Source organism: Streptomyces sp. SCPE 10, assembly GCF_051980735.1.
GTDB classification, from domain to species: domain Bacteria; phylum Actinomycetota; class Actinomycetes; order Streptomycetales; family Streptomycetaceae; genus Streptomyces; species Streptomyces misionensis.
Genome location: NZ_CP197069.1, coordinates 6,376,123 through 6,401,894 on the forward strand (window position 1 = coordinate 6,376,123; position 25,772 = coordinate 6,401,894).

25 protein-coding genes and 1 pseudogene are annotated in these 25,772 nt (G+C 72.6%); 16 read left to right on the plus strand and 10 right to left on the minus strand.

Going from position 1 to position 25,772, the window contains the following annotated elements; translation table 11 throughout:
- Positions 1-98 precede the first annotated feature (98 nt).
- Both ACSP97_RS29265 and ACSP97_RS29270 read left to right on the plus strand, forming a co-directional pair.
- Positions 99-1,355 (plus strand): aminotransferase class I/II-fold pyridoxal phosphate-dependent enzyme, encoded by a 1,257-nt coding sequence (locus ACSP97_RS29265; protein WP_355152553.1) that lies wholly within the window; start codon positions 99-101, stop codon positions 1,353-1,355.
- Complete coding sequence (locus tag ACSP97_RS29270) at positions 1,352-2,449, plus strand: MBL fold metallo-hydrolase (protein ID WP_355152555.1); 1,098 nt, start codon at positions 1,352-1,354, stop codon at positions 2,447-2,449. Before ACSP97_RS29265 ends, ACSP97_RS29270 begins: the two co-directional genes overlap by 4 nt.
- A gap of 55 nt (positions 2,450-2,504) precedes the next feature.
- Here ACSP97_RS29270 and ACSP97_RS29275 read toward each other — a convergent pair whose 3' ends face one another.
- Both ACSP97_RS29275 and ACSP97_RS29280 read right to left on the minus strand, forming a co-directional pair.
- Positions 2,505-3,137: a DedA family protein gene (locus ACSP97_RS29275; protein ID WP_355152557.1), complete on the minus strand. Its 633-nt coding sequence runs from the start codon at positions 3,135-3,137 to the stop codon at positions 2,505-2,507.
- A complete protein-coding gene (locus tag ACSP97_RS29280) occupies positions 3,134-3,907 on the minus strand; it encodes an MBL fold metallo-hydrolase (protein WP_440555030.1) in 774 nt (257 codons plus the stop codon). The genes ACSP97_RS29275 and ACSP97_RS29280 overlap by 4 nt, the downstream gene beginning before the upstream one ends.
- A gap of 84 nt (positions 3,908-3,991) precedes the next feature.
- On the opposite strand from ACSP97_RS29280, the gene ACSP97_RS29285 reads away from it, so the two are divergent.
- The 3 genes from ACSP97_RS29285 to ACSP97_RS29295 all read left to right on the plus strand — a co-directional run bounded on the left by ACSP97_RS29285 (position 3,992) and on the right by ACSP97_RS29295 (position 7,429).
- Positions 3,992-4,423 carry a hypothetical protein gene (locus tag ACSP97_RS29285; protein WP_070023485.1) on the plus strand — a complete coding sequence of 144 codons (432 nt, stop codon included), beginning with the start codon at positions 3,992-3,994 and terminating at the stop codon, positions 4,421-4,423.
- Positions 4,424-4,555: 132 nt separating this feature from the next.
- On the plus strand, positions 4,556-6,892 hold the full coding sequence (locus ACSP97_RS29290) for an alkaline phosphatase family protein (RefSeq protein ID WP_440555032.1): 2,337 nt from the start codon (positions 4,556-4,558) through the stop codon (positions 6,890-6,892).
- A gap of 111 nt (positions 6,893-7,003) precedes the next feature.
- The gene (locus ACSP97_RS29295) at positions 7,004-7,429 is read left to right on the plus strand and encodes an OsmC family protein (protein WP_070023483.1); all 426 of its coding nucleotides are present in this window, start codon (positions 7,004-7,006) and stop codon (positions 7,427-7,429) included.
- A gap of 78 nt (positions 7,430-7,507) precedes the next feature.
- On the opposite strand, the gene ACSP97_RS29300 is transcribed toward ACSP97_RS29295, so the two are convergent.
- Complete coding sequence (locus ACSP97_RS29300; protein ID WP_355152561.1) at positions 7,508-8,371, minus strand: helix-turn-helix domain-containing protein; 864 nt, start codon at positions 8,369-8,371, stop codon at positions 7,508-7,510.
- A gap of 99 nt (positions 8,372-8,470) precedes the next feature.
- Complete coding sequence (locus ACSP97_RS29305) at positions 8,471-9,298, minus strand: helix-turn-helix domain-containing protein (RefSeq protein ID WP_355152563.1); 828 nt, start codon at positions 9,296-9,298, stop codon at positions 8,471-8,473.
- 129 nt (positions 9,299-9,427) lie between these two features.
- Here ACSP97_RS29305 and ACSP97_RS29310 point away from each other — a divergent pair, with 129 nt between their 5' ends.
- The 6 genes from ACSP97_RS29310 to ACSP97_RS29335 all read left to right on the plus strand — a co-directional run bounded on the left by ACSP97_RS29310 (position 9,428) and on the right by ACSP97_RS29335 (position 15,254).
- On the plus strand, positions 9,428-9,733 hold the full coding sequence (locus ACSP97_RS29310; protein WP_440555036.1) for a 4a-hydroxytetrahydrobiopterin dehydratase: 306 nt from the start codon (positions 9,428-9,430) through the stop codon (positions 9,731-9,733).
- Positions 9,734-9,738: 5 nt separating this feature from the next.
- Complete coding sequence (locus ACSP97_RS29315) at positions 9,739-10,530, plus strand: class I SAM-dependent methyltransferase (RefSeq protein ID WP_440555038.1); 792 nt, start codon at positions 9,739-9,741, stop codon at positions 10,528-10,530.
- Between the two features lie 200 nt (positions 10,531-10,730).
- Positions 10,731-10,820, plus strand: a complete 90-nt coding sequence (kdpF, locus tag ACSP97_RS29320) for a K(+)-transporting ATPase subunit F (RefSeq protein WP_018533641.1) — start codon at positions 10,731-10,733, stop codon at positions 10,818-10,820.
- 8 nt (positions 10,821-10,828) lie between these two features.
- Entirely contained in the window at positions 10,829-12,490 is a 1,662-nt protein-coding gene (kdpA, locus tag ACSP97_RS29325; RefSeq protein WP_355532998.1) for a potassium-transporting ATPase subunit KdpA, read from the plus strand.
- Positions 12,491-12,522: 32 nt separating this feature from the next.
- On the plus strand, positions 12,523-14,616 hold the full coding sequence (gene kdpB / locus ACSP97_RS29330; protein ID WP_382014171.1) for a potassium-transporting ATPase subunit KdpB: 2,094 nt from the start codon (positions 12,523-12,525) through the stop codon (positions 14,614-14,616).
- A 5-nt stretch (positions 14,617-14,621) separates the two neighbouring features.
- Positions 14,622-15,254, plus strand: a complete 633-nt coding sequence (locus tag ACSP97_RS29335) for a potassium-transporting ATPase subunit C (RefSeq protein WP_440555042.1) — start codon at positions 14,622-14,624, stop codon at positions 15,252-15,254.
- 25 nt (positions 15,255-15,279) lie between these two features.
- Here the strand turns inward: ACSP97_RS29335 and ACSP97_RS29340 are convergent, their stop codons facing one another.
- The gene (locus ACSP97_RS29340) at positions 15,280-16,044 is read right to left on the minus strand and encodes a phytanoyl-CoA dioxygenase family protein (protein WP_440555044.1); all 765 of its coding nucleotides are present in this window, start codon (positions 16,042-16,044) and stop codon (positions 15,280-15,282) included.
- Positions 16,045-16,194: 150 nt separating this feature from the next.
- Between ACSP97_RS29340 and ACSP97_RS29345 the strand changes: the two genes are divergently transcribed.
- On the plus strand, positions 16,195-17,115 hold the full coding sequence (locus tag ACSP97_RS29345; RefSeq protein ID WP_355322718.1) for a class I SAM-dependent methyltransferase: 921 nt from the start codon (positions 16,195-16,197) through the stop codon (positions 17,113-17,115).
- A gap of 53 nt (positions 17,116-17,168) precedes the next feature.
- Positions 17,169-17,363 (plus strand): annotated as a pseudogene (locus ACSP97_RS29350) (short-chain dehydrogenase); the annotation flags it as partial.
- A gap of 13 nt (positions 17,364-17,376) precedes the next feature.
- On the opposite strand, the gene ACSP97_RS29355 reads toward ACSP97_RS29350, so the two are convergent.
- Positions 17,377-18,072, minus strand: a complete 696-nt coding sequence (locus tag ACSP97_RS29355; RefSeq protein ID WP_355152578.1) for a glycoside hydrolase family 75 protein — start codon at positions 18,070-18,072, stop codon at positions 17,377-17,379.
- Between the two features lie 210 nt (positions 18,073-18,282).
- Between ACSP97_RS29355 and ACSP97_RS29360 the strand changes: the two genes are divergently transcribed.
- Entirely contained in the window at positions 18,283-18,894 is a 612-nt protein-coding gene (locus ACSP97_RS29360) for a hypothetical protein (RefSeq protein ID WP_358675024.1), read from the plus strand.
- 74 nt (positions 18,895-18,968) lie between these two features.
- Here ACSP97_RS29360 and ACSP97_RS29365 read toward each other — a convergent pair whose 3' ends face one another.
- From ACSP97_RS29365 to ACSP97_RS29375, 3 genes are all read right to left on the minus strand, one after another.
- Complete coding sequence (locus tag ACSP97_RS29365) at positions 18,969-19,805, minus strand: aldo/keto reductase (RefSeq protein WP_355533003.1); 837 nt, start codon at positions 19,803-19,805, stop codon at positions 18,969-18,971.
- 88 nt (positions 19,806-19,893) lie between these two features.
- Complete coding sequence (locus ACSP97_RS29370; RefSeq protein WP_435642732.1) at positions 19,894-21,720, minus strand: AMP-dependent synthetase/ligase; 1,827 nt, start codon at positions 21,718-21,720, stop codon at positions 19,894-19,896.
- Positions 21,721-22,106: 386 nt separating this feature from the next.
- Positions 22,107-22,976 (minus strand): LysR substrate-binding domain-containing protein, encoded by an 870-nt coding sequence (locus tag ACSP97_RS29375; RefSeq protein ID WP_355533005.1) that lies wholly within the window; start codon positions 22,974-22,976, stop codon positions 22,107-22,109.
- 143 nt (positions 22,977-23,119) lie between these two features.
- On the opposite strand from ACSP97_RS29375, the gene ACSP97_RS29380 reads away from it, so the two are divergent.
- On the plus strand, positions 23,120-24,163 hold the full coding sequence (locus ACSP97_RS29380) for a bile acid:sodium symporter family protein (RefSeq protein WP_358294786.1): 1,044 nt from the start codon (positions 23,120-23,122) through the stop codon (positions 24,161-24,163).
- A gap of 46 nt (positions 24,164-24,209) precedes the next feature.
- On the opposite strand, the gene ACSP97_RS29385 is transcribed toward ACSP97_RS29380, so the two are convergent.
- Positions 24,210-25,127, minus strand: coding sequence for a quinone oxidoreductase family protein (locus ACSP97_RS29385; protein ID WP_440555048.1), 918 nt, complete (start codon positions 25,125-25,127; stop codon positions 24,210-24,212).
- Positions 25,128-25,262: 135 nt separating this feature from the next.
- Between ACSP97_RS29385 and ACSP97_RS29390 the strand changes: the two genes are divergently transcribed.
- The gene (locus ACSP97_RS29390) at positions 25,263-25,700 is read left to right on the plus strand and encodes a MarR family winged helix-turn-helix transcriptional regulator (protein WP_355152591.1); all 438 of its coding nucleotides are present in this window, start codon (positions 25,263-25,265) and stop codon (positions 25,698-25,700) included.
- Positions 25,701-25,772: the final 72 nt, after the last annotated feature.

Sequence of the window (25,772 nt, forward strand, 5' to 3'; positions counted from 1 at the left end):
CCCTCGGGCATCGTCCGGCACGGCCGGGACACGCCCCGGGCGGCACCCCGGGGCGGCACGGCCCGGCCGGACGGCACCAGGACTGCGCGGAGGCGGACATGCGGCGGACGGACCCCGAGGGCCACGGCCCGGTCCGCTACGGGCCGCCGCTGCCCGGCGACGGACTGCCCGTGCTCCCCGAACTGGCCGCCGTGGTCGCCGCGGCGGCGGACCGCGCCGACGCCCAGCCCGTCGGCGGCGCCCCCGCCCTGCTGGAGTCGGCCTGCGGGTACTGGACCCGCCGCGCCCTGCCCTGCGGGCCGGACCGGATCGCCGCCGGACCCGGCGCCCCCGCCCTGCTCCTCGCCCTCACCGCCGCGCTGGCCGGAGACGGCGCCGACATCCTCGTCCCGCGCCCCTGCGCCGCCTGGTGGGCCCCCTACGCCCGGGTCCTCGGCCGGCCCGTCTTCCACGTGCCCACGCCCGCCGAGAGCGGCGGCGTCCCCGACCCCTACGCGCTGCTGGAGACCGTCCGCCGGGTACGCGCCGAGGGCGGCGACCCCAGACTGCTGGTGCTGTCCGTCGCCGACGACCCCACCGGCACCGTCGCCCCGCCCGAACTGCTGCACGAGACCGTCGAGGCCGCCACCACCGAGGGCCTGTACCTGGTCAGCGACGAGACCTGGCGCGACACCGTGCACGATCCGCACGGCACCGTCCTGCTCAGCCCCGCCGAGATGTGGCCGGACCAGGTCGTCGTCGTCACCGACCTGGCCGGCGCCCTGCTGCCGCCCGGCTGGCCCGCCGCCGTCGCCCGCTTCCCCGCCACCGACGAAGGGCGCCGCCTGCACGCGCGCGTCCTCGACATCCTCACCGCGCTCGGCGCCCGCCTCGCCGCCCCCGTCGCCGCGGCCGCCCGCTACGCCCTGGACGAACCCCCGCCGGTCACCGAACGCCGCGCGGCGACCGTACGGCTGCACGCCCGGCTGGCCGCCGCCGCGCACGCCACGGTCACCGCGGCCGGCGCGCTCGCCCGCCCCCCGGCGGCCGGCCGCCACCTCTACGCCGACCTCGGCCCGCTGCGCGAACCCCTCGCCGCCCAAGGCGTCGGCGACGCGCAGGAGTTGGAGGAACTGCTCACCGCCCGGCTCGGCATGCCCGCACCCGGCGGCCACCGCTTCGGCGACGACCTCGCGGCCCTGCGCGTACGGCTGGCCACCGCGCCCCTGCTGGGCGGTTCCGCGGAGGAGCGCACGGAGTGCCTCACCGCTCCCGCACCCGAAGAACTGCCGCAGACGCACAGCTCGTTGATCACCCTGGCATCGGTCTTCGACGATCTCCGCGACGACGCTCAGCGATGGGAGCCTCCTCGATGACGCAGCAGACGCACGAGCCCGGCACGCCCCCGACCGCCACCGATCCCGCGACGGCTCCCACGGCGCCGGCCGCGGTCGACCCGGCCCCGGCGCCCGCCCCGGTCACCCTCGACGCGCCCCCCTTCCCGCCGCTGGCCGAGCCCCGCCCGCTGGCCGAACCCCGGGTGTGGCCGCGCACGTTCCACGACCGGCTCACCGCGCCCCTGCCCGGGCTCAAGGCCCTCGCCCGCTTCGCCCGCGAAGGGGCCGTACGCCCCGGCCCGGAGGGGCTCGCCGACATCCCCCGGCTCCCCTACGAGCCCGCGCCGCTGCCCCGGGTGGACGCCGGCACGCTCGCCGTCACCTGGGCGGGGCACGCCAGTTGGATCGTCCAGGCGGGCGGTCTGACCGTGCTCACCGACCCCGTCTGGTCCCGCCGCATCCTCGGCACCCCGGCCCGCATCACCCCCGTCGGGGTGCCCTGGGACGACCTGCCCCGGGTCGACGCCGTCGTCATCAGCCACAACCACTACGACCACCTGGACGCCCCCACCCTGCGCCGACTCCCGCGCGACACACCGGTGTTCGTACCCGCCGGGCTCGGCCGCTGGTTCCGCCGCCGCGAGTTCACCTGCGTCACCGAGCTGGACTGGTGGGAGGGCGCCGAACTCGCCGGGGTCCGCTTCGACTTCGTGCCCGCCCACCACTGGTCCAAGCGCACCCTGACCGACACCTGCCACAGCCTCTGGGGCGGCTGGGTCCTCACCGTGCCGGGCGGCCGGCGCGTCTACTTCGCCGGTGACACCGGCTACGGCCACTGGTTCTCCCGCATCGGCCGCCGCTACCCGGGCATCGACCTCGCCCTCATGCCCATCGGCGCCTACGACCCCCGCTGGTGGCTCAGCGACGTCCACTGCGACCCCGAGGAGGCCGTCCAGGCCACCCTCGACCTCGGCGCCCGCCGCATGGCCCCCATGCACTGGGCCACCTTCGTACTCGCGGCCGAACCCGTGCTGGAGCCGCTCACCCGGGTGCGCACGGCCTGGGAGAAGGCGGGACTCGACCGGGCCGACCTGTGGGACCTGCCGGTGGGCGCTTCCAGAACGCTGGACTGAGGCGCCTGTCCGGCGAGAACACGGCCGGCCCCCACGGACCCGCACCGCGAAGACGTCACCGCAGCCGGCGCACGACCCCGGGCACCGCGCTGATCACGACGGTCAGCGCCACCGCCACCACCACGCCCTCCCACGGCTCCGGGAACAGCGAACCCCCGAGGATGCCGATCACCTGGTACGTCGCCGCCCACGCCAGACACGCGGCCACATTGCCCCGCACGAACCTGCGCACCGGCCAGTCCGCCATCAGACACGCCAGCATCACCGGAATACGCCCGGCGGGCACCAGCCGGGACAGCACCAGCACCGCCACCCCGTGCTCCGCCAGCTTCCCCCGCGCCTGCGCGAGCCGCTCCTCCGGCGCCCGCGACCGTATCGCCTCCAGCCACCGCGAGCCGCCCCGCGACCGCATCCCGCGCCGCCCCAGCCAGTACAGCGCCGCGTCCCCGAGGAACGCCGCCAGCGACGCCGTACCGAAGACCAGCGCCAGCGCGAACGGCGCCGTCTGATGGAACGCCACCACCGCCGCCGAACTCACCAGCGCCCCCGTCGGCACGACCGGCACCAGCGCCCCGATCAGCACCAGCAGGAACAGCGACGGATATCCGATGGCCTGCTGCGTGGACTCCGGCGGCACGACCGAGGGCGCGGCCGCGGCCAGCGCCGCGGCCGAGGGAAGCCACGTCACCGCGCGACCTCCAGCCGGGCGCTCTCCCCGTGCCCCAGCTTGTGCACCGCCACGTCCGGCGCGGCCTCGCCGGCCAGCCGGACGAACTCGTCGCCCGGCGCGTGGAACTCGTGCGGCCGCACCGCGTCCAGACCGATCGGCCAGTACGTCCCGTAGTGCACCGGGACCGCGGCCCGCGGCGCCAGCCGGGCCAGCGCCTGCGCCGCCCGCCCCGCGTCCAGGTGCCCCTCGCCGAGGTACGGCCCCCAGCCGCCCACCGGCAGCAGCGCCACGTCCACCGGCCCCACCCGCTCGGCCATCGCGTCGAACAGCCCGGTGTCCCCGGCGAAATAGGTCCGCGCCTCGCCCTCCAGCACGAAGCCCAGCGCGGGCGAACGGTGCGGCCCCACCGGCAGCCGCCGCCCGTCGTGCAGTGCCGGAACCACCCGCACCAGCAGCTCCCCGACCCGTATCTCGTCGCCCGGGGCGACCTCGGTGATGCGCAGATGCCGCAACCGGCGCACGCCCGGTACCGCGCGACGCGCGCCCCGGGGCACGAGCAGGCGCGTGCCCGGGGCGAGCGCGGCCAGCGACGGCAGATGCAGATGGTCGGCGTGCAGGTGGGAGACGAGCACCAGATCCGAGCGCCGGGCCTCCTCGGACGGCAGCGCGCCGCGCCGGCGCCGCAGATGCGCCAGACGCCGGGCGAACAGAGGATCGGTGAGCACCCGTATGTTCGAATCCTCCACCGTGCAGGTGGCATGACCCCACCAGGTGATCTCCACCGGCACCTTCTTCGCCTCCTCCGCGCGACTCCCCGAAGCCTACGTGCAGGAGTAGGGTCGGCGGCGAAAACCGGAGGTGAGGGGGACGCCATGGGACAGCCGCGGGGCGCCTTCGGCGCGCGCACACCGTCACGGGTCATCGCCATCGCCAGCCTGACCCCCCTGGAGGAGCTCGACGACGACCCCTTCCTGGTCGACTCCCGCACCCAGCACGCCATGTGCGCCCGCTGGGCCGCCGAACACGGTTACGTCGTCGCCCGGGAACTCCTCGTCGGCGGGCTCCGCTTCGACCACCGCGCCCTGTGGGACGGCGTGCGCCCCGGCGTGGACGTGTTCGTCGCCCCCAGCCTGCGGGTGCTGCGCCGGGCCCTGTCGTCCGTCGAGGAATTCACCGCCGAGTGCGCGCGGCGCGGGGTGCGCGTGGTGACCGTGGGCCGGGCCGAGCCGTCGTACGACGCGCAGATGAAGGCCCGCGTGCACCGCCGGCTGTCCATGCCGACCGCCGGCTACGACGGACGGTGACCGCGCGGTGACCCGTTCCGGCGGTTCCCGACCGGTATGACAAGGTGGATGCCGGCCCGGTCGCCCCAGCGAACCGGGCGCAGGATCCCGCGCCGCAGGGCGGGGGAGGGCCGGAACGGAGGAAGCGCGGGAGTGCGGGGCGTACGGTGGCGGCGGATCGCCAGTCAGATCGGGCGCAGCGTCGCCGTATGGGCCGTCTCCACCCTCACCATGCTCCTCCTGGCGCTGGTCCTGCCCGACTTCCGGCTCCAGTCCGCCGACGGCGACAGCGCCACCCGGATCGCCCTCACCGCCGCGTGCGGCGCCGGCGCGTTCGGCATCCTGTCCGCCGTGGTGTGGCCGCTGCTGGTCCGGCTGCTGCTGCTCGTCCCGGCCCTCGTCCTCGGCCTGCTGGTCTTCTTCCTCAACGGCTCCCTGCTGCTGGTCGCCCTGCGCCTCAACCCCTCCGCGCGGGGCGCGGCCGCGCCGGAGACCGCGGTGATCGTGGCCGCCGTGATGTCCGCCGTCGCCTCGGCCACCGGCGGTGCCCTCGCCGTGCGCGACGACGAGGCCTACCGGCGCCGCCTGCACCGCCTCGCCACACGCCGCCACCGGCGCAGAACCGATCCGCCCTGTCCCGTGACACCCGGCCTTGTGTTCCTCCAGCTCGACGGGGTGGGACATGAGGTGCTCAGGGAGGCGGTGGGCAGGGGACTGATGCCTACGGTGGGGCGGTGGTTGGCGGGGGGTGAGGGGGTGTCGTTGGGGGGCGGCGGTATGCAATCGACGGCCGACAGCGGACGAACGACGGTCGACGGTATGCAATCGACCGTCGACGGCACGCTGTCGGCAGCCGACCGTATGCGATCGGCGCTCGACGATGCGCGGCAGCCGACCGACGGCGACGGTCCGCGGTCGGCGGGCGACTGTATACAGCCGACCGCCCTCATCACCCCACCCCCCGACCCGACCGCCCCCCTTCCGACCGCCGACGGACCACGACCGACCCACCGCCTCACCCCCTGGTACACCGACTGGTCCAGCCAGACCGGCGCCAGCCAACTCGGCATCCTCCACGGCAGCACCTTCGACGTGCCCGCCTTCCGCTGGTACGAGAAGGACCGCGGGGAGGTGATGGTGTGCAATCGACCGACCAGCGCCGCCGAGCTCCAGCGGCGTGCCATAGCGCATACGGGCGACGGCGGACTGCTCACCGAGGACGGCGCCAGCCGCGGCAACCTCTTCAGCGGCGGCGCCGGGGAACAGGCCCTCGTCCTCTCCATCGCGGCCCGCCGCCGCGGCCGGGAGAACCGCTCCCGCGCCGGCTATTTCGCCTACTTCTCCGACCCGGCCAACGCCGTCCGCACCGCCCTGTCCTTCATCGCCGAGGTGGTCCGCGAGATCGGCGAGTCCACCCGCGCCCGGCTGCGCAAGCAGCGCCCCCGGGTCTCCCGCGGCGGCCTCTACCCCCTGGTCCGCGCCTTCGCGACCGTGGTCGAGCGGGACGTCGTGGTCGCCGCGGTGATGGGCGACATGCTCGCGGGGCGCACCGCCGTCTACGCCGACCTCGTCGCCTACGACGAGGTGGCCCATCACTCCGGCCCGCACAGCCGGGACGCCGAGAAGGTCCTCAGGCGCCTCGACCGCTGCCTCGCCCTGCTCGAACGGGTCGCCGACCACGCCCCGCGCCCGTACCGCATCGTCGTCCTGTCCGACCACGGGCAGAGCCCTGGCGAGACCTTCCGGTCCCGCTACGGACTCACCCTCGCCGACCTCGTACGGGCCGGCTGCGGGCTGCACGTGCCGCGCCGGGCCGAGCGCACCCACAGCGGCGCCGAGGCCCGGGCCGCCGTACGGGCCGCCCTGCACCGGCCCGTCGAGGAGGGGGGCGAGCGCCACCGGCCGGCCCGGCACAGCGAGCCCGTCGTGCTGGCCTCCGGCAACCTGGGGCTGATCTCCTTCCCCGACGTGCGCCACCGCATGACCAAGGAGGAGATCGACGCCCGTCATCCCGCCCTGCTCACCACCCTCGCCAACCACCCGGGCATCGGCTTCCTGCTGGTGGCCAGCGCCGAGCACGGCGGCGTGGTGCTGGGCCCGTACGGCACCGAGATCCCGCTGGCCCGCCTCGACCGGGACCCGGGGCCGCTGGCGCGGTTCGGACCCGGCGCCGTCGAGGCGGTACGCCGGACCCACGCGTTCCCGCACACCGCCGACATCATGGTGAATTCCGCATACGATCCCGCCGACGGCGAGGTCCTCGCCTTCGAGGAGCAGATCGGCTCCCACGGCGGGCTCGGCGGCGCGCAGTCCCGCCCGTTCCTGCTTTCCCCGGTGGACCTGTCCGCGCCGGTCCCGGACGGGGAGCGGCTGACCGGCGCCGAGCAGGTGCACCAGGTGCTGCGCCGCTGGCTCGGCGAGCTGTCCGGCCCCGAGGTCCCGCTCACCGCCGTACCCGACGAGGACACGCAGGACGAGCGGGCGGCCTGACGACGCGTCGCCGTACCACCGCCCTCCCCTCCGCGTCCGCCGCCCGGATGTGATCGGATAGGGGCCACGGACACCCGGCAACGGGAGCGATCCCTCGTGAAAGGAACCATCGTGGCTACCACGCGCACCGCGCACACCGTCTGGGAAGGCAACCTTCTTGAGGGCAAGGGCCTCGTCACCTTCGACTCCTCGGGCATCGGCGAGCAGCCGGTGTCCTGGCCGTCGCGCGCCGAGCAGGCCAACGGCAAGACCAGCCCCGAAGAACTGATCGCCGCCGCCCACTCCAGCTGCTTCTCCATGGCCCTCTCCCACGGCCTGGCCGGCGCCGGCACCCCGCCCACCCGGCTGGAGACCAAGGCCGACGTCACCTTCCAGCCCGGCGAGGGCATCACCGGCATCCACCTCACCGTGCGCGGCGAGGTGCCCGGCCTGGACGCGCAGGGCTTCCAGTCGGCCGCCGAGGACGCCAAGAAGAACTGCCCGGTCAGCCAGGCCCTCGCCGGCACGACCATCACCCTCACCGCGGAACTCGCCTGATCCGCCGGGACCTCGGTGCCGCGCCCCGCTCCGGAGCGCGGCACCGATGCCCCCCCCCGGGCCGCGCGCGACCGGCCCTCACAGCCGGGCGCGGTACTCCCGCAGGATCTCCCGCGTACGCCGCGCCGAGGCGGCCCGGGCCGTCATGTGGTCCAGCACCTCCAGGTGCGCGGCGACCTCCTGGCGCGCGTCCAGGTACAGGGCGCCGGTCAGGTACTCGGTGAACACCATGTCCGGCAACTCCGGCTCGGCGAACCGGAACAGTGTGAACGGCGCGTACGTCCCCGGGTGCGGGCCCGCCGCGAACTCGGCGATCTGGAGCGTGATCCCGTCCCGTCCGGCGTACTCCAGCAGCCGGTCCAGCTGGTCGCGCAGCACATCGGGGGAGACGCTCACCGGACGCCTGAACACCGTCTCGTCCATGATCACCCACAGGTGCGGGGGATTCTCGCGCTCCAGTAGCCGCTGCCGCTCCATCCGCAGCGACACGTGCCGCTCGATGGCGTGCGGCTCGGTCTGCCCGATCGTCCCCGCCTCCAGCACCGCCCGGGCGTACGCCTCCGTCTGGAGCAGACCGGGCACGAAGTGCGGCTCGTAGGAGCGGATGATGCGGGCGGCGCCCTCCAGGCTGACGTACAGGCTGAACCAGTCCGGCAGCACATCGTGGAACCGCTGCCACCAGCCCGGCTGGTTGGCCTCCTCGGCCAGCCGCACGAACGCGGCCGCCTCCTCCCGCGGCACCCCGTAGGTGTCCAGCAGCATCTGCAAGTACGGTATTTTCAGGGCGACTTCGGCCGTCTCCATGCGTCGTACCGTCGCCGCCGCCACCCGCAGCACCCGGGCGGCCTCCTCGCGGCCGAGCCCCGCGGCCTCCCGCAGTTCCTGCAACCGCTTGCCGAGCACCACCTGGCCCACGGTGGGCGCAGCCCGCCGCTCACTCACGCCACGCCCTCCCCTGTGCGCCGCCCTACGCGCGCAGCAGTCTGTCACGCGGGACCGGATCGCACAGCAGATCGACCGGACGAAAGGATCACAGCATGGTCAACCCACAAGCGTGTGCAGGTACTTGGTGGTCGCCGCGTCCGCGGGCAGGAACGTCTCGATGGCCAGTTCGGCGACGGTGATGTCCATCGGCGTGTTGAAGGTGGAGATGGAGGACACGAAGGACAGGACGCGGCCCTCGTGCTCGATCCGCATCGGCAGCGCGAAGTACGGCACCGGCTCGTCCGGCTCCTCGCCCGGCGCGTCCTCGGGCACCGGATACGCCGTCACCTCCTCGTACAGCGCGCGGAGTTGGTCCGAGCGGTGCAGGGCGAGCTGGCGTTCCATCTGGACCAGCAGATGCCCGCGCCACTCCCGCAGGTTCCGGATCCGCGGCGCGAGTCCCTCGGGGTGCAGCGTCAGCCGCATCGCGTTCGGCGCCGGCCGCAGCAGTTCCTCGGGCACCCCGTCCAGCAGCATCGCGATGCCCCGGTTGGCGGCGACGACGGTGTACCCCGCGTCCACCACCAGCGCCGGATACGGCTCGTAGCCCTGGATGAGCCGCTCCATGCCGTCGCGCAGCGCGGCCAGCGCGGGATCGTCCAGCGGGGTCTCCGGATAGCGCGGGGCGTAACCGGCGGCCAGCAGCAGCGCGTTGCGCTCCCGCACCGGCACGTCCAGGTGCTCGGCGAGCCGCAGCACCATCTCCTCGCTCGGCCGGGACCGGCCGGTCTCCACGAAGGAGATGTGCCGGGCGGAGGAGTCCGCCCGCAGGGCCAGCTCCAGCTGGGAGATGCGGCGCCGCTCCCGCCAGGCGCGCAGCAGCGGTCCCACCCCCTTGCCGTCGGTGGCGGTGGACACGGAGGCTTCGGCGGCGACCATGGTCATGCCCCGACCCTAAACGAGAAGCGCGCACCACCACGACCGGCCGTGCCCCGCCGCGTCGCCCGCGTGGCCCGGGCCCGCGCGTGGCAGGCTGAGATCCCGTCCCGTGCCTTCCCGAAGGGAGACCGTGCCATGGCCGTCGAACCGCTGTCGCAGAAGGAGATCGAGGAGCGGCTCGCCGAACTCCCCGCATGGTCCGCGGACGGCGGCCGGCTCACCCGCACCTACCGGCTCGCCTCGCACTTCGCCGCGGCCGCCCTGGTCGTCCACATCGCCCGTATCCAGGACGAGCTGGACCACCACTCCGACTGCACCCTCGGCTACCACAGCGTCGCCCTCGCCGTCACCACCCACAGCGCCGGCGGAGCCCTCACCGAGAAGGACTTCACGCTCGCCCGGAAGGTGGAGGACATCGCCCCGAGCCACAACGCACACTGAGGGCCGTGCTCGATTACGACAAGGAAGCCGACGCCTACGACGCCTCCCGCGGCGGCGAGGCCCGCGCCCAAGCCGCCGCGGCCGCCGTCCTCGGGCTCATACCCGACGGTCCCCGCCGCCTCCTCGACCTCGCCTGCGGCACCGGCATCGTCACCCGCGAGATCGCCGTCGGCCGCCCCGCGCTCCGGGTGACCGGCGCGGACCTCGCCCCCGCCATGACCCGGATGGCCGCCGCCCGCCTGCCCGGCGCGGTCGTCCGCGCCGACAGCCGCCGGCTGCCCTTTCCCGCCGCCACCTTCGACGCCGTCACCAGCATCTGGCTGCTGCACCTGCCGGACGGCCCCGAGGAGGTGCGCGCCGTCGTCGCCGAGTGCGCCCGCGTCCTGCGGCCCGGCGGGGTGTACGTCACCACCGTCGACAAGGCCGCCGCACACGACGTGGGCAGCGACATCGACGCCGTCCTCGCCGACCGCCCGGTACGGCCCGCCGAGGACGCCGCGGACAAGGTCACCGCGTACGCCGCCCGGCACGGGCTCACCCCCGCCGGCCGGGCCGTCTTCCGGGGCGTCGGCCAGGGCCGCAGCCGCCGCGGCACCATCGCCGACCTGCGCCGCGGCTGGTTCACCCGGCTGCCTCCCGACGACCCCCGCACCGAGCGCTACGCCGCCCGTCTCGCCGGGCTCCCGGACCAGGACCGGCGCCGCCCGGACCCGCTCTTCACCCTGTGCGCCTTCCGCAAACCGATCATGGACCGATCTCCGGTCATCTCCGGACGGCGCACGGCCCGGCCGTCGTAAGAGACACGTCAAAGCGAGCCGCGCCGCCGTAAGAGGGCCGTCAACGGGGGTCCGGATCCGGCCAGGGGAGAGGTTTCCTCGGAGCGTCCGTTGTTCCGAGACTCATCCCAGGAGTTCACGATGGCCGATCTGGCCTTCGTCGTCACCATGGTCGCGGCCTTCGCGCTCGTGGTCCTCGTCGCCAGGGGGGTGACGAAGCTGTGACCGCCGAGAACATCGTCGGCCTGGTCGTGGCCGTCGCCCTCCTGGGTTATCTCGTCCTCGCCCTGATTTACCCGGAGAGGTTCTGAGACGGCATATGGGTCCCGTACTGGCAGGCGTGCTCCAGCTACTCGCCCTCACCGGCGCTCTCGCACTCGTCTACGTTCCCCTGGGCACCTACATGGCCCGGGTCTACTCCTCCCGCCGGCACCTGCGGGTGGAACGCTGGTTCTACCGGGGCATCGGAGCCGACCCGGACGCCGAGATGACCTGGCCCGCGTATCTGCGGGCCCTGCTCGCCTTCTCGGCCGTGAGCGTCCTGTTCCTCTACCTCCTCCAGCGCCTGCAGGGCTTCCTGCCCGGCTCGCTGGGCTTCGCCTCGGTGAGCCCGTCGCAGTCGTTCAACACGGCCGTCTCGTTCGTGACCAACACCAACTGGCAGTCGTACTCCGGTGAGCAGACGATGGGGCACGTCGTGCAGACCGCCGGTCTGGCCGTGCAGAACTTCGTCTCCGCCGCCGTCGGAATGGCCGTCGCGGTGGCGCTCGTACGCGGCTTCTCCCGCTCCCGTACCGGTGAACTCGGCAACTTCTGGTCCGACCTGGTGCGCGGCACCCTGCGCGTCCTCCTGCCGGTCGCCGCCGTCGCCACGGTGGTCCTGGTCGCGTGCGGGGCGATCCAGAACTTCTCCGGCATCCACGAGGTCGGCCAGTTCATGGGCGGCTCGCAGCAGTGGAACGGCGGCGCGGTCGCCTCCCAGGAAGCCATCAAGGAACTGGGTACCAACGGCGGCGGCTACTTCAACGCCAACTCGGCCCACCCCTTCGAGAACCCCACGCCGTTCACCAACCTCCTCGAGATCTTCCTGATCCTCGTCATCCCGTTCTCCCTGACCCGCACCTTCGGTGTGCTGACCGGCTCGGCACGCCAGGGCTACGCCATCCTCGCCACCATGGGCACCATCTGGCTCGGGTTCACCGCGCTGATGATGGCGACCGAGTTCGCCCACCACGGCCCGGCGCTCCAGGCCGCGGGCGGTGCCCTGGAGGGCAAGGAGGTCCGCTTCGGCGTCGGCGGCTCCTCGATCTTCGCGGTGGCCACGACGCTGACCTCGACCGGTGCGGTGGACTCCTTCCACTCCTCCTTCACCGGCCTCGGCGGGGGCATCACCATGCTCGGCATGATGCTGGGCGAGATAGCGCCCGGCGGCGTCGGCTCCGGCCTCTACGGCATCCTCGTCATGGCGGTGATCGCGGTCTTCATCGCCGGTCTCATGGTCGGCCGCACCCCCGAGTACCTGGGCAAGAAGATCGGCGCGCGCGAGATGAAACTCGCCGCCTGCTACATCCTCGTCACGCCGGCACTCGTGCTGGTCTTCACCGCCGCGTCGATGGCGTTGCCGACCCCGCCGAACTCCGCGCTCAACCCCGGCGCGCACGGCTTCTCCGAGGTGCTGTACGCCTTCACCTCCGCGGCGAACAACAACGGTTCGGCCTTCGCCGGTCTGAACGCCAACACCGACTGGTTCAACACCATGACCGGACTGGCGATGCTGCTGGGCCGCTTCGTGCCGATGGTGTTCGTGCTGGCGCTGGCCGGCTCGCTCGCCGGGCAGCGGCCGGTGCCGGTCACGGCGGGCACCCTGCGCACCGAAAAGCCGTTGTTCACCGGCCTGTTGGTCGGCGCGATCCTGATCATCACCGGTCTCACGTACTTCCCGGCGCTCGCGCTGGGACCGCTCGCCGAAGGGCTTGCGTGATGACGACCCGAACGGAAAGCCACGAGGACGCGATGTCCACTTCCACCCTTGCGCCCCACCAGGACGCGCCCGCCGGGCAGCGGCCCGCGGAGAGCCGCGTCGGGGCCGGTCTCTTCGATCCCGGGCAGCTGGTCACGTCCCTGCCCCAGGCGCTGCGCAAGCTCGACCCCCGGGTGATGGTGAAGTCCCCCGTGATGTTCGTGGTGTGGATCGGATCGGTCCTGACCACCGTCTTCTCCTGCACCGATCCGGGCGACTGGTTCGGCTGGACCATCAGCGCCTGGCTGTGGCTGACGGTCGTCTTCGCCAACCTCGCGGAGGCGGTCGCCGAGGGCCGCGGCAAGGCCCAGGCCGACACGCTGCGCAAGGCGAAGACCGACACCGTCGCCCGCCGGCTCACCGGCCAGGCCGAGGAACGAATACCGGGCACCGGGCTGGTCATCGGCGACCTGGTGGTCTGCGAGGCCGGCGACATCATCCCCGGCGACGGCGATGTCGTCGAGGGTGTCGCCTCGGTGGACGAGTCGGCGATCACCGGCGAGTCCGCACCGGTCATCCGCGAGTCCGGCGGCGACCGCAGCGCCGTCACCGGCGGCACCAAGGTGCTGTCCGACCGGATCGTCGTACGGATCACCACCGAGCCCGGCGACACCTTCATCGACCGCATGATCCGCCTGGTCGAGGGCGCGGCCCGGCAGAAGACCCCCAACGAGATCGCCCTCAACATCCTGCTGGCCTCGCTGACCATCGTCTTCCTGCTGGCCTGCGCCACCCTGCCGCCGTTCGCCGACCACGCGGGCACCCATCTGACCCTGGTGGTCCTGGTGGCCCTGCTGGTCTGCCTGATCCCGACCACGATCGGCGCGCTGCTCTCCGCGATCGGCATCGCCGGCATGGACCGCCTGGTCCAGCGCAATGTGCTCGCCATGTCGGGCCGCGCGGTGGAGGCGGCGGGCGACGTCTCCACCCTGCTCCTGGACAAGACCGGCACCATCACCCTCGGCAACCGCCAGGCCGCCGAGTTCGTTCCGGTCGCGGGCACCACCGAGGCCGAGGTCGCCGACGCCGCCCAGCTGTCCTCCCTCGCCGACGAGACGCCCGAGGGCCGCTCGGTCGTCGTCCTGGCCAAGGAGCGGTACGGGCTGCGCGAACGCCACCAGGGCGAACTCGCGAACGCCGAGTGGATCGCCTTCACCGCCCAGACCCGGATGTCCGGGGTGGACGTCGCCGGGCGCAGGGTCCGCAAGGGCGCCGCCGCTTCGGTCGTCGCCTGGGTGAAGGAGCAGGGCGGCGACGCCGGCGCCGACGCCGACCGGATCGCCGACCGGATCTCCGAGGCCGGCGGCACCCCCCTGCTCGTCGCCGTGCACGACGCACGCGGCGCCCGCGTCCTCGGCGTCATCCACCTCAAGGACGTCGTCAAGGAGGGCATGCGGGAACGGTTCGAGGAACTGCGCCGCATGGGCATCAAAACGGTGATGATCACCGGCGACAACCCGCTGACCGCGAAGGCGATCGCGCGGGAGGCGGGCGTGGACGACTTCCTCGCCGAGGCCACCCCCGAGGACAAGATGGCCCTCATCAAGCGCGAGCAGGCGGGCGGCAAACTGGTCGCGATGACCGGCGACGGCACCAACGACGCCCCGGCCCTCGCGCAGGCGGACGTCGGCGTGGCGATGAACACGGGCACGTCGGCCGCCAAGGAGGCCGGCAACATGGTCGACCTCGACTCCAACCCGACCAAACTGATCGAGATCGTCGAGATCGGCAAGCAACTCCTCATCACTCGGGGCGCGTTGACGACGTTCTCCATCGCCAACGACGTCGCCAAGTACTTCGCGATCATCCCGGCGCTGTTCGCCGCCGTCTACCCGGGCCTGGACAAGCTCAACATCATGCAGCTGTCCTCGCCGAGCTCCGCGATCCTGTCGGCCGTCGTCTTCAACGCGCTGATCATCGTCGCGCTGGTGCCGCTGTCCCTGCGGGGCGTGCGGTACCGGCCGATGAGCGCGGACCGGATGCTGCGCCGCAACCTCGCCGTCTACGGCATCGGCGGCCTGATCGCCCCGTTCCTCGGCATCAAAATCATCGACCTGCTCATCTCGCTGATCCCCGGGATCGGGTGAAGGACATGACCAACTCCTTTGCGAACACCGCCCGTCTGCTCACCGCGGGCCTGCGCGCCCTGATCGTCCTCACGGTGCTCACCGGCGTGATCTACCCGCTGGCCCTCACCGGGGTCGCCCAGGGGCTCTTCCCCCACCAGGCCAACGGCTCCGAGATCCGCTCGCACGGCAAGGTCGTCGGGTCCTCCCTCATCGGCCAGCAGGGCTACGGCCCGCAGTACTTCCAGCCCCGCCCGGCCGGCGGCCTCGGCAGCAACTCCCTCAACACGCGGTACAAGCTGGAGGTCTCGGGAGCGACCAACCTGGCCGCCGACAACCCGAAACTCGTCCAGGCGGTCGAGGCCGCCAAGGCGAAGATCGTCAAGGACAACTCCGTGCCCGGGTACACCGTGCGTCCCTCCCAGGTCCCCGCCGACGCCGTCACCTCCTCCGGCTCCGGTCTCGACCCCGACATCTCCCCGGCCTACGCCGACCTCCAGGTCCACCGGGTCGCCGCACGCAACGGGCTGCCGGTGGCCGAGGTCGACAAGCTGGTCGAGGAGCACACCACCGGCCGCACCCTCGGCTTCATCGGCGAACCCCGGGTGAACGTCCTGGAGCTCAACACCGCCCTCCGGGACCTCGTGGCCAAGGACTGAGGCGACGGCACCGCCGGGGGACGGGTCAGCGGCCCAGCCCCCGGCGGATCGCCTTCTCCACCGGCGAGTACGCCCCGTCCGGCCGGTCCAGCTCGTACGGCACCGCCGGGTCCAGCGGCGGCTGCGCCATGAAACGCGGCCGGGTGCCGCGGTGCGGCTGCGCCGCGTGCACCAGGAACGGATGGCACAGGTAGACGTCGCCGGGCTGCCCGGTGGCCAGGGCGAGCGGCCGGTGCGCGCTCGCCTCGACCAGCGCCGGCGCGATGTCCAGCCCCGACACCCCGGCCTCGCCGTACGGCTCCAGCAGCGGCGGTACGTCCAGATGCGAGCCGACCCGGATGCGGGTCGGGGCGTCCTCCGGGGTCACCTCGCTGAACAGGAACAGCATCAGCAAGGCCCGGTCCCTGGAACGCAGATTGGTGTGGTACCAGGTCGCGCCCTCGGGCAGATAGCTCCCCTCGATGTGCCAGCCGGCGTCACCCGGGTCCTCGGGGTGCGGGAAGCGCAGCGGGAACGTGCCCAGCGAATACCGGGGCACCCAGCGCCGCTCTCCCACCAGCAAGTCGAACGCCTCGTGCAGGACGGGGGAGTTGGCGGCGGCCGCGAACGGCCCCTGCGCCATGCCGGCGATCCGCACCACCGGTTCCTTCCAGCCGGCGGGATCCTGCGGGTCGTACCCGGTCTCCCGCCACAGCAGTCGGGCGCAGTCCTCGGCGACCCGTGGTGGCACCGCGCCCTCGATCTTCACGAAACCGTCGGCGAGGAACCGCTCCACCATGTCGTTGTCCATGCGGTCATCCTGGGCGACCGCGGGTGGCCGGGGCATCCGGTTTTTCCGCGGCGGGCAGGGCGCGGCGGTTTTGCCGTATCGGCAACGGAAGTTGCCATCGCGCGGTGTGCCGTCGCACTCTTGCGGCACCCGGAAGAGAGGCTGACCGCCATGGCGCACGATCACCAGCACGGCACCGAGCACGGCCATGGGCAGGGCCACGGTCACGGTCACGGACACGGCAACGGCACGGACATCGACTGGAACGAGATGGCCCCGCTGCTGGAGGCCCAGGCGGAGCTGTTCGGCCCGCTGTACGAGCAGGCCCTCGGCTGGCTCGCCGACGAGGTCCCCGAGCCGGGGCTGATCGTGGACGCGGGCAGCGGACCCGGAGTGCTGTCGTGCCTGTTCGCCCGGACCTTCCCCGGCGCCCGGGTCGTCGCCGTGGACGGCACCGCCCCGCTGCTGGACCGCGCCCGTGCCCGCGCCGCCGACCAGGGCTTCGGCGACCGCTTCGACACCCTCACCGGAGAACTCCCCGAGGTACTGGAGAAGCTGGAGCAGCCGGCCGGTCTGCTGTGGGCGAGCCGCAGCCTGCACCACCTCGGCGACCAGCGGGCCGCGCTCACCGCGTTCGCCCGCCGCCTCGCCCCCGGTGGCACCCTGGCCATCCTCGAAGGCGGCCTGCCGTCCCGTTTCCTGCCCCGGGACATCGGGATCGGCCGCCCGGGCCTCGGAGCACGGCTCGACGCGCTGGAGGAGGAGTGGTTCGCCCGGATGCGCGCCGAACTGCCGGGTTCCGTCGCCGAGATCGAGGACTGGCCCGCGCTGCTGACCGCAGCGGGCCTGCGGCACACCGGGACCCGCAGCTTCCTGCTGGACCTGCCCGCCCCGGCCACCGACCGGACCCGCTCCTACGTCGCGGCCTCCCTCGGCCGGCTGCGCGACGGCTTCGGCGACGCGCTGACCGCCGAGGACCGGGACACCCTGGACCGTCTGCTGGATCCCGCCGACCCCGCGAGCGTCCATCGGCGGCCGGACGTCTTCGTGCTGTCCGCGCACACGGTGCACACGGCGGTACGACCCGTCTGAAGCCGCGTGGCAGGCGCTTGACTTCGAGAGTGCTCCACGTGATGGACTCCCCGGAGTTCGGCATCGGGGTGACACCGGTCGCCCCCGGCCGGGCGGAGACCCCCTTCTGGGACGGCTACGGCAGCCTGCCCCCAGGGCGCCTTCCGACCGCCGAGCAGATCGCCGACTCCGTCGTCTGGGCGATCCGGCAGCCGGCCGGGGTCGACGTCGACACCGTGGTCGTACGCCCGCTGGGTCAGCCCAACTGACGGGCGGCCGGCCTCAGTTGTTGGCCAGGAACTGCTTGGCCAGCTGGTCACCGAGGGAGACGGCGGCGCTGTGGCTCTCGATGGGGGAGACCTTGGAGTTCTTGAACAGGATGTAGGTCACGCCCGAGTCCGCCCCGCCGGTCGCCGGGTCGGGGTCGATGCCCAGCGCCTTGGCGGTGGCGTACGACGCCTCGCCGATGATGTCCTGGGGGCCGGTGTCGCCGACGACGGCGTACTCCACCTTGTTGTCGTAGATCACGGCGACCACGCCGCCGCCCTTGATCCCGGCGTCGGAGTAGTTCCAGATGCCGCTGGTGCTGGGCACCACCACGTAGGGCAGCGACTCGGACTTCAGCGGCTTGCCGTCCGACTGGTGGAAGGCGGTGTCGTCCTGGAACCAGGGGTCGCGGTCCTCGTTGCAGTTGGTGGTGCGCTGGCCGTCGCAGTCGATGTCCATGTCGGCCTTCCAGAACACCGCGCCGTTCTTGCCGCACACGGGGACCGTGGCCGAGGTCTCCTCGTCGGTCTTGTACTTGCCGCTGGATATCTGCGAGCAGGACTTGACCTTGGCGAGCAGGTCGGCCGCGCTGACCGAGCCCTCCTGGGCGGTCTTGGGGGCGGGCGTGGCGAGCGCGTTCGCGGGCATCAGGCCGGCGGCGAGCAGGGCGGCCCCGGAGGCCATGGCGAGGGTCAGTGTTCGAAGACGCACTGTGGGGGACCCTTCTGTTAGGAAAGTTTCCTTACCGGGCCGCACCACCGTGGCGTAGCTGCCATGCTCGCGTCAACCCTCGGGTTGCCAACTCCCGAAACTCATGCGGATTGCGGCGGTTTGCTCCGATGGCAAGACTGGAGTCACCGGACGGATCGGCAACTGTCCGACAGCGCGTCGGCGGTGTCCGCACCCGGGAGGCGAGGCGTCATGTTCGTTCGCACCGTGTACGCGACCGGTGACCCGGCCCGGCTGGACTCGGCCCTGCGCGCCCTGGACAGCCAGGGCCGCGATCTGCTGGAGGAACGGCCCGGCTACCGGGGCGCGGGCGTCTTCGTCGACCGGGAGCTGGGCAAACTGCTCACGCTGAGCTGGTGGGAGTCCGAGGAGGCGCAGGCCAACAGCGACGAGGTGATGCGCGAGCGGCGGCCGGCGCTGCTGGAGCCGTTCGCGGCCTCCGTGGCGGTCGAGCACTACTGGGCCGCCGTCTACCACGCCCTGCCGCGGCCCGTCGTCGACGGCGCACTGCGCGTCGCGCGGCTGGAATTCGATCCCAGGGACGCGGACCTGCTCGCCGACACCTTCCACACGGCGGCGCTGCCCCGGCTGGAGAACGTGCCCGGTCTGGCCCGCACGGCCCTCCTCCTGGACCGCGAACGCGGCCGCGGCCTCGCGGGCACCCTCTTCACCGACCGGCACGCCCTGGCGGCCTCCCGCGCGGCCCAGGCCGCCGTCCGTCACGAGGGCGCCGCCAAGGCCCATGTCTCGGTGGTCGCCCTGGAGGAGTTCGACGTCGTCCACGCCGACGCCCACACCGTCTGAACGCGCCGTCCGGACACGGCGCGAGCCGGCCGCGGCACCGGGTGCCCCGGTGTGCGGCCGGCTCGTGGCGGGCGTCAGGCCATGTCGAACGTCGCCGGGTCGGGACCGATCCGCCGGTCCTCGTTGAGCGCGCCGATCGCCGCCAGATCCTCGTCGTCCAGGTGGAAGTCGAACACTTCGATGTTCTCCTTGATCCGCGACGGCGTCACGGACTTCGGGATCACGATGGTGCCCTGCTGGATGTGCCAGCGCAGTACCACCTGGGCGGGAGTGCGGTTGTGCTTCTGCCCGATGGCCACGATCGCCGGCACCTCGAGCAGCCCCTTGCCCTGGCCGAGCGGCGACCACGCCTCGGTCGCGATGCCCAGCTCCGCGTGGTACTCCCGTGCCGCGTGCTGCTGCAGGTGGGGGTGCAGCTCGATCTGGTTGACCGCCGGGATGACGGAGGTCTCGGCGGTCAGCCGACGCAGGTGCTCCGGAAGGAAGTTGGACACGCCGATGGCACGGGCCCGGCCGTCGGCGTACAGCTTCTCGAGCGCCTTGTAGGTGTCGACATAGGTGTCCCTGGCGGGCAGCGGCCAGTGGATCAGGTAGAGGTCGACGTAGTCGAGTCCCAGCTTGGTGAGCGACGTGTCGAAGGCGCGCAGCGTGGCGTCGTACCCGTGGTCGCTGTTCCAGAGCTTGGTGGTGACGAAGACGTCTTCGCGGGGCAGACCGGAGGCCGCGATGGCCCGGCCGGTGCCTTCTTCGTTGCCGTAGGCCGCGGCGGTGTCGATGCTGCGGTACCCGGCCTCCAGTGCGGTGGCGACGGCCCGCTCGGCCTCGTCGTCCTGCACCTGCCACACGCCGAACCCCAGCTGGGGCATCTCGACGCCGTTGTTGAGGATGATCGGGGGGACCTTGCTGCTCACGAGCTCGTTGATCCTTCGCTTGTCGACAAGTGGTACTCCTATCCTCAACGATCACACACCGAAGAGCATTCCTGACCCGCGCACATTGTCACGTTTTGTACAGCGCTTCGACCTCGCGTTCGTACGCCTTCTCGATCGCCTTGCGCTTCAGTTTCAGCGACGGCGTCAGCAGGCCGTGCTCCTCGGTGAACGGCTGCGCCAGTATCCGGAAGGTGCGGATCGACTCGGCCTGCGAGACCAGGGTGTTGGCGGCGACCACCGCACGCCGCACCTCGGTCTCCAGATCCGGGTCGCGCACCAGCTGCGCGGGCGCCATCGGCGGCTTGTTGCGCATCTGGAGCCAGTGTTCGACGGCCTCCTGGTCGAGGGTGACCAGGGCGGCGATGTAGGGGCGGTCGTTGCCGACCACGATGCACTGGCTGATCAGCGGATGGTCGCGGACCCGCTCCTCCAGCACCCCGGGCGAGACGCTCTTGCCGCCGGAGGTCACCAGGATCTCCTTCTTGCGGCCGGTGATCGTCAGATAGCCGTCCTCGTCCAGGGAGCCCAGGTCGCCGGTGGCCAGCCAGCCGTCGTGCAGCGACTCGTCGGTGGCCTTCGGGTTGTTGAGGTAGCCCTGGAAGACGTTGCCGCCGTGCAGCCACACCTCCCCGTCGTCCGCGATGTGCACGGTCACGCCGGGGATCGCCTGGCCGACGGTGCCGTACCGGGTGCGCTCGGGCGGGTTCGCGGTCGCCGCGGCGGTCGACTCCGTCAGCCCGTACCCCTCGTAGATCTGCACGCCCGCGCCGGCGAAGAACAGTCCCAGGCGGCGGTCCATCCCGGAGCCACCGGACATCGCATTCCGTATGCGACCGCCCATCGCGGCCCGGACTTTCGCATACACCAGCTTGTCGAACAGCTGGTGCTGCATCCGCAGCCCCGCCGTCGGGCCCGGCCCCACGCCCCACGCCTTCGCCTCGACGGCCTCCGCGTAACGCACCGCGACATCGACGGCCTTCTCGAACGGCCCCGCCTTGCCCTCCTTCTCCGCCTTGCGACGGGAGGCGTTGAACACCTTCTCGAAGATGTAGGGCACCGCCAGGATGAACGTCGGCCTGAAGGCCTGGAGGTCGGGCAGCAGCGCGGCGGCGTTCAGCTGCGGCTGGTGGCCGAGGCGGACCCGGCCGCGGATCGTGGCGACCTCCACCATGCGCCCGAAGACATGCGCGAGCGGCAGGAACAGCAGCGTGGAGGCCTCGTCCCCGCGCTTGGAGTGGAACACCGACTCCCAGCGCCCCACCACGTTGTCCGCCTCGAACATGAAGTTCCCGTGCGAGAGCACGCACCCTTTGGGGCGGCCCGTGGTGCCCGACGTGTAGATCACGGTGGCCACCGACTCCGGGCTGACCGCCTGCCGATGCCGGTGCACCACGTCGTCGTCGAGATGCGCCCCGGCGTCGTACAGCTCCTGCACACAGCCCGCGTCCAGCTGCCACAGCTGCCGCAGCCGGGGCAGCCGGCCGATCACCGTGGCGATGGTCATCGCGTGGTCCTCGTGCTCCACGACCGCCGCCGTCACCTCGGCGTCGTAGAGCATCCAGAAGCACTGCTCGGCCGACGACGTGGGGTAGACGGGCACCACCTGGGCGCCGATCGTCCACAGGGCGAAGTCGAAGAGGGTCCACTCGTAGCGGGTGCGGGACATGATCGCGACCCGGTCGCCGAACCGGATCCCGCTCGCCAGCAGCCCCTTGGCCAGGGCGAGGACCTCGTCACGGAACTCGGCGGCGGTCACATCGCGCCACTGCCCGTCGGCGTCCTTGCGGCCGAGGGCGACCCGCTCCGGGTCCGTCAGGGCGTGCTCGAAGACGGCATCGGCCAGGCCACCCACCGGCGGTGCCGACGTGAGAGGCGGGTTCGTGAACTCGCGCAATCCTCGCTCCCCGATCCTCGCTGCCTGATTGCGCCGGTGATGCTCGGCACAGCGCCGTGAAAGCTACCTCACACCCCGACCGGAGGGGAGGGGGGCGGAAACCGAGCAAAGCGCGCCATTCGCCCTGCCGGTGCCCCGGAAATGCGCGCACATGGGTAAGGGACGGACACGCTACCGACGGGTCAGTAAGTTTCGGGGGCGTAATCTCCACCGAATCTGTACGCGCCGATTACGGCTCCGTACAGAGCGATTACGGCCATGAACCCGCCGTACGGAGAACGCGGACGGCCCCGGAGCCCATCGCCGGCCTCGCCCCAGGAGGACAGCGGGCCCGGGGACGGACGAGAGCCCCCTGCGGCAGCGCCGCACCGGCGCGGGCGGGCGGGTCAGCCCCCGGGGCGCCGCAGCCGCTCCCCGCCCGCGAGGACGGCCGCCGCCAGGGCGTCCGCCGCCTCCTGGGCGCCGGGCCTGCGGTGACCGTGGACCAGGACGAAGTCGACCTTGCCCAGCTCCGGCAGCCCCGAACGCTCCGGCAGCCGGAACAGGCCCGGCGGGATCAGCCGCCGCGAGTGCGCCATCACCCCGAGCCCCGCGCGGGCCGCGGCGATCAGCCCGTTGAGACTGCCGCTGGTGCAGACGATCCGCCAGCCGCGCCCCTGCCGCTCCAGCGCCTCCAGGGCACGGGCCCGGGTGATGCCGGGCGGCGGATACACGATCAGCGGGACCGGCCGGTCGGCGTCCAGACGCAGCCGCTCGGCGCCGATCCACACCAGGTCGTCGCGCCACACCAGTGCTCCGCGCGGGTCCTCCGGGCGCCGCTTGGCCAGCACCAGGTCCAGCTTCCCGGCGGCCAGCTGCTCGTGCAGGGTCCCGGACAGCTCCACGGTCAGCTCCAGGTCGACCTCCGGGTGGTCGTAGCGGAAGCCCTCCAGGATCTCCGGCAGCCGGGTCAGCACGAAGTCCTCCGACGCGCCGAACCGCAGCCGCCCGCGCACCCGGGTCCCGGTGAAGAACGCAGCCGCCTGCTCGTGCACCTCCAGGATCCGGCGCGCGAAGCCCAGCATGGCCTCGCCGTCCTCGGTCAGCTCCACCGAGTGGGTGTCCCGGGAGAACAACGGGCGCCCGGCCGCGTCCTCCAGCCGGCGCACCTGCTGGCTCACCGTGGACTGGCGCAGCCCAAGCCGCCGGGCGGCCTGGGTGAAGCTCAGCGTCTGGGCGACGGCGAGGAAGGTACGCAGCTGCGTCGGGTCGTACACACCACCAGCGTACGACGGTTATCGGGGTTTGTGATGACAGTGAGAGTGGTATACGGGATTCCCGATCGGGGTGGGGGAGGGGATCATGAGGAGGGGCCCCGGGGCCCGGACCGGAACGCCGTCGCACAACCCATCGGAGCACCGTGACACGCCTGCGCTGGCCGAATTGGATGCCGATCGACCCGTACATCGTGCTGTTGCTCGGCACGGTGGGTCTCGCCGCGCTGTTCCCGGCACGGGGCACCGGCGCCACCGTGGCCTCCGGAGCGTCGACCGCCGCGATCGCCTTCCTGTTCTTCCTCTACGGCGCCCGTCTGTCCACCCGGGAGGCACTCGACGGACTGCGCCACTGGCGGCTCCATGTCACCGTGCTGGCCTGCACCTTCGTCGTCTTCCCGCTGCTCGGCCTCGCCGCGCGCGCGGCCGTGCCGGTGCTGCTCACCCAGCCGCTCTACCAGGGGCTGCTGTTCCTGACCCTGGTGCCGTCCACCATCCAGTCGTCCATCGCCTTCACCTCCATCGCGCGCGGCAACGTGCCCGCCGCGATCTGCGCCGGGTCCTTCTCCTCCCTGGTCGGCATCGTCCTCACCCCCTTGCTGGCGGCCGGGCTGCTGGGCAACAGCGGCGGCGGGTTCTCCGCGCACTCCCTGGTCGACATCGTGCTGCAACTGCTGGTGCCGTTCATTGCCGGGCAGGTGCTGCGGCGCTGGATCGGTCCCTTCGTCGCCCGGCACAAGAAGGTCCTCGGACTGGTCGACCGCGGCTCCATCCTGCTGGTCGTCTACGCCGCGTTCAGCGAGGGCATGGTCCAGGGCATCTGGCACCAGGTCAGCCCCGCGCGGCTCGGCGCGCTCCTCCTGGTGGAGGCCGCCCTGCTCGCGGTGATGCTGGTGCTGACCTGGTACGGAGCCAGGGCGCTGGGCTTCGGCCGGGGGGACCGGATCGCCATCCAGTTCGCCGGCTCCAAGAAGTCCCTCGCCTCCGGCCTGCCCATGGCGAGCGTTCTCTTCGGCGCCCACGCCTCCCTGGCCGTGCTCCCGCTGATGCTCTTCCACCAGATGCAGCTGATGGTGTGCGCGGTCATCGCCAAGCGGCGCGCCCGGGACCTGCCGGAGGAGGACGCCGGCGCCGACGGGTCGGCCGCACCCGCGGCCGAGGGGCGGTCACAGGACCGGGTCCTTCGGTGACGGCGGTGGTGACGGCGTTCGGCTGAGACGCGGCTCGCCGGCGTGTTCACGGGCACAGGACGACCTTGCCGAGGTTGGCCCTCGACTCGATCAGCGCGTGCGCCCGTGCCGCCTCCTCCAGCGGGAACCGGGCGTGGACGACGGGCCGGACGGCGCCCTCGTGGCACAGCCGCCACAGCTCACGGCGCCACTCCTCGTACAGCTCGGGCTGGCCGCGGGCGATCAGCGCCATCTGGAAGCCGATCACCGACTTGGCGCCCACCAGCAGGTCGTAGGCCCGGAGTGTGCCGCCGCCCGAGCTGTAGGCGACCAGCCGGCCGTGCGGGGCGAGGGCGGCGAGGGCGGGGGTCAGCAGGTCACCGCCGACCGCATCCACCACACAGTCGACGGGATCCCCCCAACTGTCGTCGGAATACTGTATGCAGTCGTCCGCACCCAGGGAGCGCACGAACTCCGCCTTCCCCGGAGCCGACACGGCCCCCACCACCCGCCCCGCGCCCCGCGCCCGCGCCAACTGCACCGCCAGATGCCCCACCCCGCTCGCCGCCGCCGTCACCAGCACCGACTCGCCCGGCGCCAGTCGCGCCGACGCAAGGGCGCCGAGCGCCACCAGACCGCTGCGCACCAGCGCCACCGCGTCCACCGCGTCGGCACCCGCCGGCACCGGCGAGGCCATGGCCTCCTGGAGCACCGCGTAGTCGGCGTACCCATGGCCGAAGCACAGCCCGGTCACCATGTCGCCGCTCCGGAAGCGGGTCACCCCCGGGCCGGTCGCCACCACCTCGCCCGCCAGCTCGCCGCCCAGTGCGATCGGCTCGGCGGCCTCGCGGACCTTGCGGACGACCGGCAGGGTGACCCCGATCGCCGCGCAGCGCACCAGCAGCTGCCCGGGTCCGGGCTCGGGGATGCCGGTCTCCTCCAGGAACAGCGGGCCACCGCGGGACTCGTACCGGACGCGACGCATCGCCACCTCCATCTCCACAGCCGGACGGCCCGGCGGGATCGGGTCGTGGGGGACACCCACGAAGTCGTCGGGAGGACCGACAATAGACAGCGATTCATGGGGAGGTCCAACGATTTCTCGGATAGGCTGCCGACCATGGCCGAAGCACCCCTGACCGCGATCCGCTCCCTGCCCAGCTGGCTCCTCGGCCGCGCCGCCGCCCGGGGTCGTGCCCTGGTCGCCGAGGCCCTCGCCGCGGAGGGCCTGAAGATGTGGCATCACGTGGTGCTCTCCGCCGTCCGCGACCTCGCGCCCGTCGCCCAGGCCGACCTCGCCCGGGGCGTCGCCCTCGACCCCAAGGACCTCGTCGGCATCCTCAACGACCTGCAGGACGCCGGCCTCGTCGTCCGCGCCCCCGACCTCCGCGACCGCCGCAAGAACGCCGTCTCCCTCACCGACCGGGGCGACCGGCTCCTCGTGCGCTGCGAACACGCCGCCCGCGCCGCCAACGACGAACTGCTCGCCCCGCTGACCGCGGCCGAACGCGACCGCTTCATCGACCTGTTGACCAGGATCTCCGGCACGGACCAGTGACCGTGCGGGGCCGGTGGACGACACCGGCAGGCCCGCGGACCAGCGTTCCGTCCCGGTCCATGAGCGCCGGCG

Excerpts from the sequence above, each read along its gene's own strand:
- ACSP97_RS29265 (WP_355152553.1), top strand. The coding sequence starts at position 99 with ATGCGGCGGACGGACCCCGAGGGCCACGGCCCGGTCCGCTACGGGCCG.
- ACSP97_RS29270 (WP_355152555.1), top strand. The coding sequence starts at position 1,352 with ATGACGCAGCAGACGCACGAGCCCGGCACGCCCCCGACCGCCACCGAT.
- ACSP97_RS29285 (WP_070023485.1), top strand. The coding sequence starts at position 3,992 with ATGGGACAGCCGCGGGGCGCCTTCGGCGCGCGCACACCGTCACGGGTC.
- ACSP97_RS29305 (WP_355152563.1), bottom strand. The coding sequence starts at position 9,298 with ATGACCATGGTCGCCGCCGAAGCCTCCGTGTCCACCGCCACCGACGGC.
- ACSP97_RS29310 (WP_440555036.1), top strand. The coding sequence starts at position 9,428 with ATGGCCGTCGAACCGCTGTCGCAGAAGGAGATCGAGGAGCGGCTCGCC.
- kdpA (WP_355532998.1), top strand. The coding sequence starts at position 10,829 with ATGGGTCCCGTACTGGCAGGCGTGCTCCAGCTACTCGCCCTCACCGGC.
- kdpB (WP_382014171.1), top strand. The coding sequence starts at position 12,523 with ATGTCCACTTCCACCCTTGCGCCCCACCAGGACGCGCCCGCCGGGCAG.
- ACSP97_RS29335 (WP_440555042.1), top strand. The coding sequence starts at position 14,622 with ATGACCAACTCCTTTGCGAACACCGCCCGTCTGCTCACCGCGGGCCTG.
- ACSP97_RS29340 (WP_440555044.1), bottom strand. The coding sequence starts at position 16,044 with ATGGACAACGACATGGTGGAGCGGTTCCTCGCCGACGGTTTCGTGAAG.
- ACSP97_RS29345 (WP_355322718.1), top strand. The coding sequence starts at position 16,195 with ATGGCGCACGATCACCAGCACGGCACCGAGCACGGCCATGGGCAGGGC.
- ACSP97_RS29360 (WP_358675024.1), top strand. The coding sequence starts at position 18,283 with ATGTTCGTTCGCACCGTGTACGCGACCGGTGACCCGGCCCGGCTGGAC.
- ACSP97_RS29385 (WP_440555048.1), bottom strand. The coding sequence starts at position 25,127 with ATGCGTCGCGTCCGGTACGAGTCCCGCGGTGGCCCGCTGTTCCTGGAG.
- ACSP97_RS29390 (WP_355152591.1), top strand. The coding sequence starts at position 25,263 with ATGGCCGAAGCACCCCTGACCGCGATCCGCTCCCTGCCCAGCTGGCTC.